Here is a 14,111-nt window from a genome sequence, read left to right on the forward strand (position 1 = left end):
TCAGCGCTCCGTCAGACGCGGCAGGAGATCAATGAGGTTGCACGGTCGGTGTGCTTCGTCGAACTCGTCCCGCAGGATGTGGTTCCAGGCGTCCTTGCAGCCGCCTGACGAGCCGGGGATTGCGAAGATATAGGTGCCATTCGAAATTCCGGCGATGGCGCGTGACTGGATGGTCGACACGCCGACTGACCTGAAGCTGACCTGGTGATAAACGGCTGCAAACCCGTCCATTTCCTTGTCGAACAGGGGGCGCAGCGCCTCCGGGGTAATGTCGCGCCCTGTCAGTCCGGTGCCACCCGTGGTGATGATGGCCTGGATGGCTGGATTGACGATCCAGGCCCGCGCCTTCTCACGGATTGATGTCACCTCATCGGCGATGATGGCGTGGTCGATGACGCTGTGGCCAGCCGCTGCAATCTGTTCGCGCAACCAGGGGCCGGTCTTATCGGTCCGGTCGTCGCGTGTGTCCGATACAGTCATCACGGCGAAACCGACGGTCACGGGAGAATTCGTCATGGGGTGGTCTCCATCCATTGATCGGATGCATTGTGATCGTCTGCGGTTGGCTCGATCCAGACGGCATCATTGCCACGCCACTCCCGCTTCCAGAAGGGGGCCTGGGTTTTCAACACATCAATCGTATAGCTGACAGCGTCGAGCGCGGCGCGCCGGTGTGCGGAGGTGGCAGCGATGTGGACGATGGTCTCGCCGACCGTCATGCGACCATGCCGATGCGCGATCAGGAGTTCCTGAAGGTTGAATTGCGCCATGGCGCTCTCACCGATCTGTTCAAGCGCGTGCGCGGTCAGCACGGGGTGGTGGATCAGCTCGAGTGCGGTCAGGCCGGCATTGGCCCGCACATGGCCGGAGAAGCTCGCAACAGCACCACATGCGGGGTCCTGACCGAGCCTGTCGCAGAAGGACTGCGTGTTGAGTGTTTCGTCGGTGAGGATGATGAGCGGTTTCATGGTCATCCGCCTGAGAAGGGTGACATGAAGGCGATGCGGTCGCCGTCTGTGAGGTTGAGAGGCGCGTTTCGTGCGACCATCCTGTCGTTGATGGCGAGGCGCACATGTGAGGCCCGCAGGGCGTCTCGTCCGTGTTGTGTTTCGGTGATGAGGGCGATGAGGCTGTCGACGGTATCGGGTGCCTGCCGGGTGTGGATGCGGGTCGAGCGGCTCCCGATCTGGTCCTGGAGGGGGCCGAAGAATTCGAGTTCAAGCTGCATGATGGTCAGCCTCCGGTGGTCGCCATGTCGCGGGGAACGGCGGCCGCCGCGCCGCGCGACACATCGAAGTCATGTCCTTGTGCCTTTTGGCGCATGGCGGTGTCGAGCATGGCGTCGAGCGCATCGGGTTCACCATTGCGCAGCGCGTCGCGCAGGTCCACGGCGCCATTGCGCCCCAGACACATGTAGAGCTTGCCGGTGCAGGTGAGGCGGACGCGGTTGCAGGTGTCGCAGAAGTTTCCGGTCAGCGGCGAGATGAAGCCGAGGCGCCCGCCGGTCTGCTCGACCCGGACATAGCGGGCCGGGCCACCGGTATTGTCGGGCAGGTCGGTGAGTGTCCAGCGAGCCTGGAACGTCTCACGAAGCCGGGCGAGAGAGAGGAACTGGTCGGCCCGGTCGACGCCGACCTCGCCGATCGGCATCACCTCGATCAGGGTGACGTCATGACCTTCGCCATGGGCCCACTCGATGAGGGCGGGCAGCTGGCGGTCATTGACGCCCTGCATGGCGACAGCATTGATCTTGACCTGCAGCCCGGCGGCGCTGGCGGCCTTGATGCCGGCCAGTGTCTGCTCCAGCCGGCCGCCCCGGGTGAGGGTGGAGAAGGTGTCGCGATCGAGTGTGTCCAGGGAGATGTTGACCCGCCGGATGCCGGCCTCGGCCAGGGCGGCGGCGTAGCGTGGCAACTGGGTCGCATTGGTGGTCAGGCAGACCTCCTCCAGACCGGCCTTGCCGATGCGCGCACCCAGATTCCCGATCAGGCTCAAAATATCCTTGCGGACCAGCGGCTCACCGCCCGTCAGTCGGATCTTGGTGACCCCGCGGGCGATGAAGCTGTCACACACCGCTGTCAGCTCCTCGAGCGATAACAGGTCCGCCTTGGGCAGGAAGGTCGGCTTGGCCTTCATGCAGTAAACACAGCGCAGATCGCAGCGGTCGGTGACCGACAGGCGCAGATAGGTGATCTGCCGGCCGAACGTATCGACGAGCGGCGCGCGCTGAAGGGTCATGTCCGGCCGGTCCATCCGGGCCTCCTGATCACTCTGGCTTGACAATTATCATGTCGCCGCGCCGCCGCAAGTGACGTCTCGTCGCATGTCACGCCAAATTGCCAAAGCCCGCAAAATCATCCGGAGTATTGATATTACCAAAATGACCCGAGGAAGACGCGGCGGGCGAACTGGGCGCCGGTACTCGATGACCCTCACTGTCGTTGGGTCAGGCAGCTCTTTGCCCGGGCCATGCGCGACCGGGTGACCCTGGAATTGCGCGTTGGCAGCCTGTCGCCCCGTTGAACGCGGCTTGCGTTCCGGCGTCGCGGAACTTCCCCGCTTTGATAAGTTTGCCGAGTTGACCGCAGCGCGTTAAACCAATCTCCAGCCTTGCCTTTTCGACCAGCAGCGATCATCTGGAACAAGGGCAAATGAGGGACAGGGATGTCGGAGCCGCTCGAAAAATGAGAGCCACACGACGGATTGCGCTGGTTGATGACCACCGCATGTTTTCCGACGGTTTCAGCGCATTGCTGATGCAATTGCGCGAAGGGCATACCGTCGAAGTCTTCGATGACCCGGTCGAATTCCTCAAGTCTTTCGCGTCTGATTCCGGTTATGACCTGATAATCCTCGACCTCGTCATGCGGACCATGAATGGTCTCGCCCTGCTGGCCGCCATTCGTGAGCGCAAGTCGCGCTGCCCGGTCCTGATGCTGTCCGGGATCGGTGCCGAGCCTCCTCTCGCGGAAATGAAAAAGCTTGGCGCGCGGGGCTTTGTGCACAAGTCCGCGGATACCGACACGCTTCTTGAGGCCGTTGACGGAATTCTGGCCGGTCAGAGCCGTTTTTTCGGAGCTCCGGAAGCCGACGGCGACACGGATGATGACTGGCTACCCCGTGGCGACCGCCCGCTGCCGCGCCTCGGCCAACGCCAGCTTGAGATCGTGCATCTGATGGCGCGCGGGGCCACGAACAAGGAAGTCGCGGCGACGCTCAATATCAGCGAAAACACGGTCAAATCCCACATGCGGGCGATTTTCGAGGCGCTGGATGTTCATACCCGGACCGCCTGCGTGCGCAAGGCCCAGGCACTCGGATTGATCTAGCCGGTCAGGGGGCCGGCCGGACGTGTTCCATCAGGATCGCGTGCAATTGGGTGGTATCGGCCGGCTTCGCCAGAACCGTGATGTTGTCGATGCTCTCCACGCGCTCGAACTGGTAGATGTCCCCGGTCAGCAATACGGCGAACACATCGCTCAGGACTTCCGCCCGAAGCGCCAGGATGGTGTCCAGCCCGTCTTCGCCGTCGGCCAGTCGCTTGTCGATGATCAGCAGCGCCGGCTCGGCGTCGGCCCAGGACAGCAGCTCAAGCGCTTCCGCGCCGGACGCCGCCGCGATCACACGGCAACCCCAATCGGTCAGCAGCATGGTCAGTCCTTCGCGCAGTGCCGCTTCGTCTTCGACGAGAACGACCAGCGGCGAGCCGGCGATGCTCGTAATGGCGGGTGTCTCGGGACGGGCTGCCGGCTGAACCTGGCGGAAGGGCAGCACGATACCGGCCCGGGTTCCCACGCCCGGTTCGCTGTCAAAGCGTAGTTCCACGTCAAGCTTGCGGGCGAGCTGACTGACAATGGTCAGCCCCAGGCCAAGCCCTTGTGGTGCGTCATTCCCGGATGAACCCAGCTGGACATACTCATCGAAAATCCGGGCCCGGTCGGCCGCCTCGATGCCCGGTCCCGTATCGACAACCTCGACGAAAACCGAGAGATTTTCTTGATGCCAGTGCAGATCGACCCGGCCGCCGGGCGGCGTGTAACGGATGGCGTTGGCAAGCAGGTTGCGCAGGATACGTGTGACCAGCAAAGGGTCGCTTTCGACCCAGACCGGAGCCTCGCTGATGATCAAAGCGATGTCGCCATCCACCGCCATCGCACCGAACTCAGCCCTGAGCCCGTCCAGTTCTGCCGCGAGGTCAAACACGCGTTTGCGGGCAATCACGGCGCCACTGTCCAGTCGCGCCGTCTCGACAAGCGCCTGCAGCAAGTGCTGCTGGCTCCGCCAGCACCCCTCGATCTTGTCCAGCATCTCGACCTGGTCGGGCTGGTTCAGGGTGCGGCGCATGGCTGTGATGAAAAAGCTTTGCGCCTGCAGGGGTTGGGACATGTCGTGGCTGGTTGCGGCGAGGAAGCGGGACTTGCTGGCGCTGGCCTGTTCGATGACGCGGTTCTGTTCCTGAAGCTTGCGGGTCAACTCTGCCGTCCGCGCCGCGGCCAGTGTGGCGATCGTCTGCAGTTCGGCCCGGGCACTGACCATCAATCCGAAGGCGTAATAGATCAGCAATCCGATCCCGATGATCCGCAGCGGCCCCTCGACGGTCAGGAGCCAGTAGGCGGAAAAGGGAAAGAGTGTGCTGGTGGCCAGGCTGACATAGGTCGGACGGTATTCAGCGCTGGGCATCATCCCGCCGACCGTGATCGAGAACACCATATTGATGGCGATGAACAGGTTGAACAGGTTGTCGGCGTCGAGATAGGCGATGGCGAGGCCGCCCCAGACCAGACCGGTCGCGCCGGAAATCGCCGTGTGTACCGTCAGGTATCGCTTGTAATTCTCGCTGGTGACTCCGTCCGGCGCCAGCAGCTTCGCTGCCAGGTAGACGACCGCGACCATCGAGCTGGTGCAGGCCAGCCACAGGCCGGCAAACCGCACGTCGCCATTCAGGACGACAAGCGCCGCGAGATAAAGAACGACGCATTCGACGACCAGGCATGAGGTGCGGGTACGCGCGTGCAACAGCCGGGCCTGATCGAGACGGCGCTGATCGAGGTCTGCATGGATAGGCGTCGCGGGTTCCGGATTGTCTCGGGCGGGATCGGTCATGAAGGGCCCTCGGAACGCCTCAGCTGGCGCCGACGTGGAGCCTTCCCGCAAGATTGCCACCGTGGTCGGTTCGGCTCAACCGCCCGAACGGGTGAGAAGGCGGCTCAACCGGTGTCGCTGCGGGTGGCCAATTGATTGATGATGGACCGGTGTTGTTCCCGGCTGACCGGATATCGACGGGTCACAATCACCATCGCCAGCATGAATGCAGCCGGAATCCAGGACACCATGGCGGTGATGGAATCGAGGGCATGTGCACCTGGTGCTTCTTCCGCGGCGTAGCCAGTTAGTGTCAGCAATCCGCCGGTCAGCAGTGCCGCCAGCCCGGCCGAACATTTCTGGACAAAGGTGGTCAGCCCAAAGGTCCGGGCTTCAACGCGGATGCCGGTGCTCAGCTCGCCATGGTCGATCACATCGGGCAACATCGACCAGAACATGACCGGGATGGCGGCGCTGCCGGCGCCGATCAGGCAGACGGCTGCCAGGGCGACCGCTGTCCCGCCGATCGGGGCCAGCCCCATCAATACATAGCCGGCCGTCGCGACCAGCAGGCCGCTGATCATTGTTGATCGCTTGGAGGTCCGGGCTGACAGCATCATCCACAGCGGAGCCGTGATGATCATCGCCAGGGCCGGACCTGCCAGAACCGCGGCGGTGATGTCGGGTGCATTCAGGACGTGGTTGAGAAAATAGAGTTGGCTCTGCGTGAACAGCGCGAATCCAATGGTCGCCAACATCATCAGAACGAGCAGGCGTTGCAGCGGCCCATTGCGGCGGGTGGCCGTCCAGAGTTCCAGAATGTCCTGACGAATATTGGCCTTGGGTGCGAAGGGCCGGGATTGGTCGGGTTCCCGGGTCGCCAGGCTGGATCCCAGCAGGATGGCGACAATGAGGGCACCGATCACGAACGACGCCAGAGCATACCCGGTCCGCTCGCCGGCATGGGCAACGGACTGGACAAGCAGGGGGGTCGCGATGGCGACAGTCAGCCCGCCCAATGCCGCGCCGATGACCCGGAGGGCGGACAGGCTGCTGCGCACGTCACCGTCGGTGGTCAGGCGCACGGGCAATGTGTTGTAGGGCATGCTGGCATAGGTGTAGGCCGTGCGGAAGATGAGGTGACCGACAAAGGCGGCGCCGATGGTCCAGATTGCACCGCCGGCGGGTACCGTGAACAGCAGGGTGTAGCTTATTCCCAGCGGAATGGCGGCGTGTCGCAACAGCGGGCCGTAGCGGCCCCGGCGGGCCGCGAACCGTTCGGCGCGGCTGGCGATCAATGGATCGGAGACCGCATCCCAGATCATGCCCGTCAGATAGATCGCGCCGGCGACCCAGGGCGAGAGATGCAACACGTCCGTATAGAAATAGAGCAGGAACAGCGCGGCGCCCTGCCAGGCCGCCACAAAGCCGAAATCGCCGATGCCGTATCCAATGCGTGTGCCGATGCCCAGAGGCGTGCGGGCCGATGGCGTGATCGGTAAATGGGTATTGGGCAGACTCATCAGCGCAGGCCTTTCAAGCGACCGTGTGAACGGTCGGCAAGACCACCCGTTTGGGTGATTGTTGCTACCGGCAAAATCCGGCCCAATCAAATTTAAATCAAACCTTTATCCAGATTGCGGGCGTGCGCCTGTGGCGGGATGGGGGGTGTTCGATTTGAGGTTGCGCAAGGGGATGCCGGGCCCGGGTTTCAGGGAAGCCTTCCGGCAGTTCGCAGCGGTCAGGGGAGTTCAGTGATGGTGTCGATTGTTTCACGCGCGTCGCGCGCGGTTGTCCAATTCGGTCAACAGGCAGCGCAATTGGTCCGTTCCCAGCTCCCCGCAACAGGCCGGATGGTGGTTGCTGCTGCCGGCTTGGCGCTGCTGGCGCCCGCCGTTTCACACGCCGTGCCCGCCGCGCCGCGGCTGGAAACCGTGAACGGGTCAACCTACACCAATGCCGACACCCTGACCTTCAATATCTCGTTCGACAGCGAAGTCCGCAATGTCGATGCGACTGATTTCGAAGTCACCGGCTCGACCGCGACGATTACCAACCTGGTCAGTACCGGCAGTGACGCCCGCTATTATCGCGCCGCCGTAGAGGGTGGAGATCTGGCTGACCTCAACGGCCATGTCGATCTTGTTCTTGTCGCGGGTCAGGATATCGAAAATCTCTTTGGTGTTGCGCTGACCAATCTTGCGACGGTCTCCCCGGAAGGGACGACGGTCAATAACACACCACCCAATTGCGCCTTCTCTTCGGCCGCGTCGGCGCCGGTGACGTCCACCTTCACGGTCGATGTGGCGTGCACGCCGCAGGATGGCTTCGCCGACCTGATTGTCGGATTCGGTTCCGATGATCTCGTGCTGTCCAATGCCAGCCTGGAGAGCTTTTCATTCAACGCCTATGCCACGTCCGGCAGCTTTGTGTTGCGCCCGCTCGACGCGGGAACCATCACGGTCGATCTGCCCGCTGGCAGCCTTTACGACGACGCGAGCAACCCCAATACGGCGTCGACACAGTTCTCAATTTCATCGGACGTGACCGTTCCGACGGTCGCGATGAACCCCTGGTCCCTGTCGCCCTACTCTGGACCCCTCACGCTGGGTATCACCTTCTCCGAAAGCGTGACCGGGTTCGACCCCGCGACCGATCTCGTGCTTTCCAACGCAACCATTGCCGTGCTGAGTTCAGGCTCGCGCTCGTTCACGCTGACCGTCACGCCCACTGCTCAGGGGGCCTTCACGGTTGACCTTCCTGCCGGGGTTGCCGTCGATGCAGACGGGTTCGCCAACACCGCGGCGACCCAGTTTGCGGGCGTCTATGATACGCAAGCGCCGGTCTACACGCTGAGCAGCGCTGTGGTTTCTCCAGCGATCGACAATTTCACTCTGGATATCAGCGTATCCGAGGACGTCCATTTCCAGTCGAGCTATCTGACCGTGACCAATGGTACGGCATCGGGGCTCTCTGGTTCCGGTTCGAACTACCAGGTGACAATCCGGCCGACGTCCAACACCGAGGGCACCGTAACGGTCGAGCTCGAAGCGGGCGCGGCACCGGACAGGGCCGGCAATGACAACGCAGCCGCGACTCCCTTCTCGATCGCCTATGACCTCAAGTCTCCGCGGATTGATACAGTCGAGCGGCTCAACCCGGCGTCCGAGGTCACCAATGCGGACAGTCTGACATTCACCGTGACCTTCACCGAAGACGTGACCGGCTTTGATGCTGCTGACCTGCGTACGATCAGTGACGATGCCACAAGCCCGACAACCGGCACCATTACGCAGGTCGTTTCGACCTCGCCCAGCCAATATCAAGTGACGGTCAGTGGCGGTGACCTGGCCACCATCGGCGGCAATCACAGCACTGGGGGAAGCGTCTCGCTGACCCTGTTCGGGCAACACTCCATGACAATCGAGGATGTCGCCGGTCGGGCGATGACCAGCTATGGGGCGGCGACGTCGCAAGAGTTTTATCAAATCGACAATACGAAGCCTGGTCTCACCATTTCCGGCCCGGCGCTGGCCGCTTCCGATTTCACGGTGACCTTCACCTTCGATGAGGATGTCACCGGATTCACGCTGGACGATGTCGTTGCCACCAATGTCACGCTCGACAATCTGTCCGGCTCCGGCGACGTCTACACAGCCGATGCGACCGTGAACGGGAATACGCCGATCACGATCAATGTCGCAGCCAATGCGGCTGAGGACGAGGCCGGTAATACAAGCACGGCGGCGAGCGAGTACTCGGTTGCCTATGACGGAACGGCACCGACTGTCCTGTCCATCGAGCGCGATACGCCAACAGACGAGTACACCAATGCCAACAGCCTGACCTGGCTCGTGACGTTCTCCGAAGCCGTGCAGGGCGTTGGAATTCCGGATTTCACGGTCGATGGAACGACGGGCTCCGTGATTTCTGTCGCCAGTGCGGGGGGCAATGCCTATGAAGTGATTGTCGGTGGGGGGGATATTTCCACGATGACCGGCACGGTGACGCTGTCGTTCGCGGCGGGTGCATCGATCACCGACGCCAATGGTCTGGCCCTGACGGAAACCAGCCCGAGTGGCGCCAATGAGGACACCTATCGGGTCTCCCATGCCGCCCCGGTCATCGCCAGCCTCACACGCCAGACACCGGCGAGCGAATACACCAATGCCGACAGTCTCACCTGGGACATGCAGTTCTCGTCGATCTCCAGCTTCTTCTCGCTCGATGCCGATGATTTCACGCTGACGGGTTCGACGGCGACCCTCGAGGTCACGCGTTATTCCATCGGCTTTTACATCACCGCATCCGGCGGTGACCTGGCCAGTGCCAATGGCGAAGTCCGCTTGCGTCTGAACAGTGGTTTCTATCCGGACGAGTACGGCAATGAGTTGAATGGCAGCACCGCTCCGACCGGTGCCAATGAAAACACTTTCTGGCTCGACAATACGGCGCCGACAACCACCATCTATACAGATGGGACGGGCGGGAGTTCAGACCCGTTTGAGGTCACGGTGGTGTTTTCCGAAGTTGTCACCGGGTTCGATGCCAGCGACCTCGACATCGGAAACGCGACGGCGTCTGACATCGTTGAAACCGTCGCCGGCCGCTTCTTCACCTTTAACCTGACGCCGACAGCGGACGGCCTGATTTCTCTGGCCATCGACGCCGCGGTGGCACAGGACACGGCGGGCAATGACAACACGGCCGCGGAAACCTGGTCGGAGTATTTCGACAATACCGCACCGTATGTGACCAATGTCGAATTCGTCACCACCGGTGGATCGCCGACCAATTCCGACACACTGCAGTGGGCGATCGCCCTGTCTGAAGCGGTCGAGAATGTGGATGCAAGCGACTTTGCGCTCGTCAATTCCTTTGGCAACACCCTGTCTGTCAGTCAGCCGCAATCGACGGTCATCGTCGTCACGGCCACGGGCGGTGACCTGGCCAACAAGGATGGTCTGGTCACCCTGACCACCGGCGGCCTGGACATCACGGACCTGGGCGGCAACCGGCTTACCTCCCTGGAGGTGACGGGCGGCGCCGACGAGCGTGCCGTGACGATGGACAATACTGCGCCGGTCGTCTCGTTCAGCTCGGACGACTACTATGTATCCGGCAGCTTCGATGTTGCCGTCAGCCTGAGTGAAGCCGTGACCGGTTTCACAAGCGATGACCTTGCCGTGAGCAACGGAACCGTGACGGCGCTGGTCGCAAATGGCGACGACTTCATCGCCACGATCTCACCGACAGCTGCGGGCCAGGTCATTCTCAGCCTCGCCGCCGATCAGATGACGGATGCAGCGGGCAACGGCAATGCAGCGGCCGGCCCGAACTATTTTGTGAACGACCCGGTTGCGCCGACGCTCACCACGATCGAGCGATCCTATCCGACCGACGAGACGACGGACTCGGACTATGTTGTCTGGGGTATCAATTTTTCGGAGGATGTCAGCAATGTCGATGCGAGCGATTTCCGGATAGCCGGTACGACGGCGACTCTGTATGTCAGCGGTCGCCGGGGCCGGGCTGCGGACGGCGCACGCAGTCGGGCCAGTGCCGAGGGCTTGGGCCCGGACGGGCCCAGCTACCAGTACTCGGTGACGGCACAAGGGGGTGATCTGGCGACACTCAACGGTACGGTGACCTTGACCCTCGCCGGTGGCAACGACATTGCCGATGTCGCGGGCACCATGTTGGCGAGCACAGTCCCGACCGGCACCAATAACAACACCTTCATCCTTGAAAATGACGTCATTGCCCCGACAGTCGTCCTGTCGAGCGCCGCGAGCGATCCGCTCTCCGGCACGTTCATGCTGGATATAACCTTCTCGGAGGATGTCACCGGCTTCGCCCTGGAAGACCTCGTGCTCTCCAACGGCTCCGCCTCGGACCTGTCCGGTTCCGGCGCTGATTACACAGCGACCATCACGGCGACCGCCGATGGTACGGTGACTGTCGATCTGGCCGCCGATGCGGCGACAGATAACGCCGGAAATGGCAATGTGGCGGCGAGCCAGTTCTCGATCACATCAGATGGCAGCGCGCCGACGGTGGTCTTGTCGAGCGCCGCGAGCGATCCGGTCTCCGGCGCGTTCACGCTGGAGGTAGCCTTCTCGGAAGACGTCACCGGATTTACCCTCAGCGATCTGGTCGTCTCCAACGGAACGGCCTCGGACCTGTCCGGTACTGGTGCAGATTATACAGTGACGATCACGGCCACGGCTGATGGTGCGGTGACTGTCGACCTGGCCGCCGATGCGGCGACAGATGATGCCGGCAATGGCAATGTGGCGGCGAGCCAGTTCTCGATCACGTCAGACGCCAGCGCCCCGACGGTCGTCCTGTCGAGCGCGTCCAGCGATCCGGTGGCCGGGGCCTTCGTGTTGAACATTGTGTTCTCCGAGGCGGTCAGCGGTTTCGAATTGGCTGACCTTGTTGTCGACAACGGCGTGGCCTCTGGCCTGAGCGGGGCTGCTGCGTCCTGGTCGGTGACCATTACACCCTCTGCCGATGGCGCTGTGACTGTTGACCTGGCCGCGGACTCCGCATCCGACGATGCCGGTAACGGCAATGTCGCGGCGACCAGTTTCGTTATCGAGAACGACCAGTCCGCGCCGAGCGTGGTGCTGAGTTCCGGGGCGATCGAACCGGTTGTCGACGCCTTTACGCTGACCATCACGTTCAGTGAGGATGTCACCGGCTTTGAGCTTGCTGATCTCGTGGTTACCAATGCCGATCTGTCCGATCTGGCGGGTGACGGGGCAGTCTACACCGTGGTCGTGACCCCGTCCGGCGGCAGCCCGGTTACCGTTGACCTTGCAGCCGACAGTGCAGTCGATGGCGCCGGCAATGGCAATACAGCGGCGGACACCTACTCCATCATCACAGACAACACACCGCCCAGCCTGGAAATTACCGTGCCGGGCGAAGAGACCGAAGGCGTGTTCACAGCGGTTTTCACGTTCTCCGAAGCGGTCACCGGATTTGTTGTGGACGATATTTCCGTCAGTAATGGCGACCTGTCTGAATTTGCAGCCATCGACACGACCAGCTGGTCCGTGACGGTTACGCCGCAGACGGTTGGGACGATCACGCTCAGCGTTGCTGCGGGCGCCGCTGCGGACGCTGCGGGCAATGACAGCCTGGCGGCTGAGGCGAGCCTCGAAGCGGTCGCCGAACCGATCGAAGTCGCTGTTGTCGTGGCTGAAGATGTCGAAGATCCAACTGAAATTTCGGCCACCGCGCGGGTCACCAATCCCGGCAGTCAACCGGTCGACTTCCTGGTCGAGGTCGATGTGCCCTGGCTCGATGTTGATCCACGGACTGGCACCATCCCGTCACTGGGAGAACTGGAATTGACCATTTCGGTCAATGAACTCGCCAACGGGTTGGAAGCCGGCACCTATACCGGCACCGTGACCGTGATCAATCTCAGCGGTGGCGGCGCCGCGGCCAAGACGCCGAACGCCCATGCCCGGGCAGCCGGAAACACGACCGTCGTGGCGATCCCGCTGACCGTGACCATCGCCGAGCGCCGGGGCACGATCCAGCTGGTTTCGACCACGCCGGGTGGCGTGCAAAGAGACGCGACATTCGACTTTGCTTCGTCGGATGCCGATCTTGATGCCATCAGCCTGACCACGCAGGGTGGACATGCGGCGAGTACGCCAGTCCGCAAGCTGCTGGGCAGCTATGATGTCACCCAAAGCCTGCCGGAAGGGTGGCGGCTCGACTCTCTTTCCTGCGTTGGCGACACCGACAATGGCAGCGTCATCGACCTGGCAGCCGGGCGCGTTGATATCGATCTCGATGCCAACGAAAACATCGTCTGTACCTTTGCCAACACGCGTGACGAGGCGGAAGTCCGCCTGGCCACCCAGCGTGCGATCCGCAACTTCCTGGTTCGCCGTGCTGACAGCCTTCTGAATGCGGCTCCGGAGCTGACGCGTCGCGTCCGGGACCGGAACACGAGCTCGCCCGGTCAGTTCTCGGCCGATATCAATGGCGGCAATCGCATGGTGTCGATGGGCGCCAGCCTGGCCGGCATGCGCAATCACGCCGCCGCCAGTACTCCGCAAATGCCTGGCGAGGGTGTGGCCCGATCGGCTGATAGCGGTGGTGCCGACATCTGGCTCGCTGCCAACTACGCCTCGGTGTCTGATGAACGCTCGGGCGATGCGGCCGACAGCGCCTTTGGCGTGGTGCAGCTGGGTGTTGACTGGGCGGTCGATGACCGGACGGTTGCCGGCGTGATGCTGCAGCATGACTGGGCCGACGAGACCACAGACGAGATCGCTGTGCGAGCCGGAGCCGTCCGCGGCGCCCGGGTCAGTGGTTCCGGCTGGATGGCGGGCCCCTATCTGGTGCGCGAGATCAGCGAGGGTGTCTGGTTTGATGCCCTGGCGCTTTATGGCCAGTCCGACAATACCGTCGATCCGCTTGGTCTCTATGAGGATACCTTCGAAACCGACCGTTTCATGGTCCGCATGAACCTGTCGGGTGAGTGGCGGTCCGGTGACTGGCGGATCCGTCCGAGTGTCAGCCTCGCCCACTTCCAGGAGACCCAGGACGGCTATTCCGACTCGCTCGGGATCAGTATTCCCGAACAGACCATCGCCATCGGCCGGCTTCGCGCCGGTCCGGAAGTCGCCTATCGCTTCGGCACGGCGAGTGGCGGTTGGTGGGAGCCGAGCATCGGTGTGACTGGCGTGTGGGACTACAACCCGGCAGAGCTGCTTGATATCGACGGCCGGTTGGTTGGCACCGGTGGTGTTCGCGCAGATGCCAAGCTGGGCCTGCGCGGTCAGCTGGCACCGGGAGCGTCAATCCTGCTGGAAATGGACGTCGACGGTTTGGGTGAAGCCGATTTCGAAGCGCGCGCAGCGCGGGTCGAGTTGCGGTTCAGCTTCAACTGACACCCTGGCGAAAGCCGGCTTCGCCGGCTTCAGGGGTGAGCGCCGGGTGTCGGAGCGGGTGTGAAGCGGGGGCTTCGCACCCGCAACGCCTTTGATGGCATCGAGTCC

8 protein-coding genes are annotated in these 14,111 nt (G+C 62.6%); 2 read left to right on the forward strand and 6 right to left on the reverse strand.

Annotated features, from left to right (window positions below; all coding sequences use genetic code 11):
* From ACN0X9_RS00830 to moaA, 4 genes are read right to left on the reverse strand one after another with little or no spacing between them, the layout of a single operon-like run.
* Positions 1-516 carry a molybdenum cofactor synthesis domain-containing protein gene (locus tag ACN0X9_RS00830; RefSeq protein ID WP_417485740.1) on the reverse strand — a complete coding sequence of 172 codons (516 nt, stop codon included), beginning with the start codon at positions 514-516 and terminating at the stop codon, positions 1-3.
* Entirely contained in the window at positions 513-968 is a 456-nt protein-coding gene (locus tag ACN0X9_RS00835) for a molybdenum cofactor biosynthesis protein MoaE (RefSeq protein WP_417485741.1), read from the reverse strand. Before ACN0X9_RS00835 ends, ACN0X9_RS00830 begins: the two co-directional genes overlap by 4 nt.
* Positions 969-970: 2 nt before the next feature.
* Positions 971-1,228 carry a MoaD/ThiS family protein gene (locus tag ACN0X9_RS00840; RefSeq protein ID WP_417485715.1) on the reverse strand — a complete coding sequence of 86 codons (258 nt, stop codon included), beginning with the start codon at positions 1,226-1,228 and terminating at the stop codon, positions 971-973.
* A gap of 5 nt (positions 1,229-1,233) precedes the next feature.
* Positions 1,234-2,238: a GTP 3',8-cyclase MoaA gene (moaA, locus tag ACN0X9_RS00845; protein WP_417485716.1), complete on the reverse strand. Its 1,005-nt coding sequence runs from the start codon at positions 2,236-2,238 to the stop codon at positions 1,234-1,236.
* 446 nt (positions 2,239-2,684) lie between these two features.
* Here moaA and ACN0X9_RS00850 point away from each other — a divergent pair, with 446 nt between their 5' ends.
* A complete protein-coding gene (locus ACN0X9_RS00850) occupies positions 2,685-3,329 on the forward strand; it encodes a response regulator transcription factor (RefSeq protein WP_417485742.1) in 645 nt (214 codons plus the stop codon).
* A 4-nt stretch (positions 3,330-3,333) separates the two neighbouring features.
* On the opposite strand, the gene ACN0X9_RS00855 is transcribed toward ACN0X9_RS00850, so the two are convergent.
* Both ACN0X9_RS00855 and ACN0X9_RS00860 read right to left on the reverse strand, forming a co-directional pair.
* Positions 3,334-5,103, reverse strand: coding sequence for a hybrid sensor histidine kinase/response regulator (locus ACN0X9_RS00855; protein WP_417485743.1), 1,770 nt, complete (start codon positions 5,101-5,103; stop codon positions 3,334-3,336).
* A 104-nt stretch (positions 5,104-5,207) separates the two neighbouring features.
* Positions 5,208-6,605 (reverse strand): MFS transporter, encoded by a 1,398-nt coding sequence (locus ACN0X9_RS00860; protein ID WP_417485744.1) that lies wholly within the window; start codon positions 6,603-6,605, stop codon positions 5,208-5,210.
* Positions 6,606-6,839: 234 nt separating this feature from the next.
* Between ACN0X9_RS00860 and ACN0X9_RS00865 the strand changes: the two genes are divergently transcribed.
* Positions 6,840-14,003: an Ig-like domain-containing protein gene (locus ACN0X9_RS00865; protein WP_417485745.1), complete on the forward strand. Its 7,164-nt coding sequence runs from the start codon at positions 6,840-6,842 to the stop codon at positions 14,001-14,003.
* Positions 14,004-14,111 lie beyond the last annotated feature (108 nt).

It is taken from the genome of Maricaulis sp. (assembly GCF_048268525.1).
Lineage (GTDB): Bacteria > Pseudomonadota > Alphaproteobacteria > Caulobacterales > Maricaulaceae > Maricaulis.

Excerpts from the sequence above, each read along its gene's own strand:
- ACN0X9_RS00855 (WP_417485743.1), bottom strand. The coding sequence starts at position 5,103 with ATGACCGATCCCGCCCGAGACAATCCGGAACCCGCGACGCCTATCCAT.
- ACN0X9_RS00860 (WP_417485744.1), bottom strand. The coding sequence starts at position 6,605 with ATGAGTCTGCCCAATACCCATTTACCGATCACGCCATCGGCCCGCACG.
- ACN0X9_RS00840 (WP_417485715.1), bottom strand. The coding sequence starts at position 1,228 with ATGCAGCTTGAACTCGAATTCTTCGGCCCCCTCCAGGACCAGATCGGG.
- ACN0X9_RS00835 (WP_417485741.1), bottom strand. The coding sequence starts at position 968 with ATGAAACCGCTCATCATCCTCACCGACGAAACACTCAACACGCAGTCC.
- ACN0X9_RS00830 (WP_417485740.1), bottom strand. The coding sequence starts at position 516 with ATGACGAATTCTCCCGTGACCGTCGGTTTCGCCGTGATGACTGTATCG.
- ACN0X9_RS00865 (WP_417485745.1), top strand. The coding sequence starts at position 6,840 with ATGGTGTCGATTGTTTCACGCGCGTCGCGCGCGGTTGTCCAATTCGGT.
- moaA (WP_417485716.1), bottom strand. The coding sequence starts at position 2,238 with ATGACCCTTCAGCGCGCGCCGCTCGTCGATACGTTCGGCCGGCAGATC.
- ACN0X9_RS00850 (WP_417485742.1), top strand. The coding sequence starts at position 2,685 with ATGAGAGCCACACGACGGATTGCGCTGGTTGATGACCACCGCATGTTT.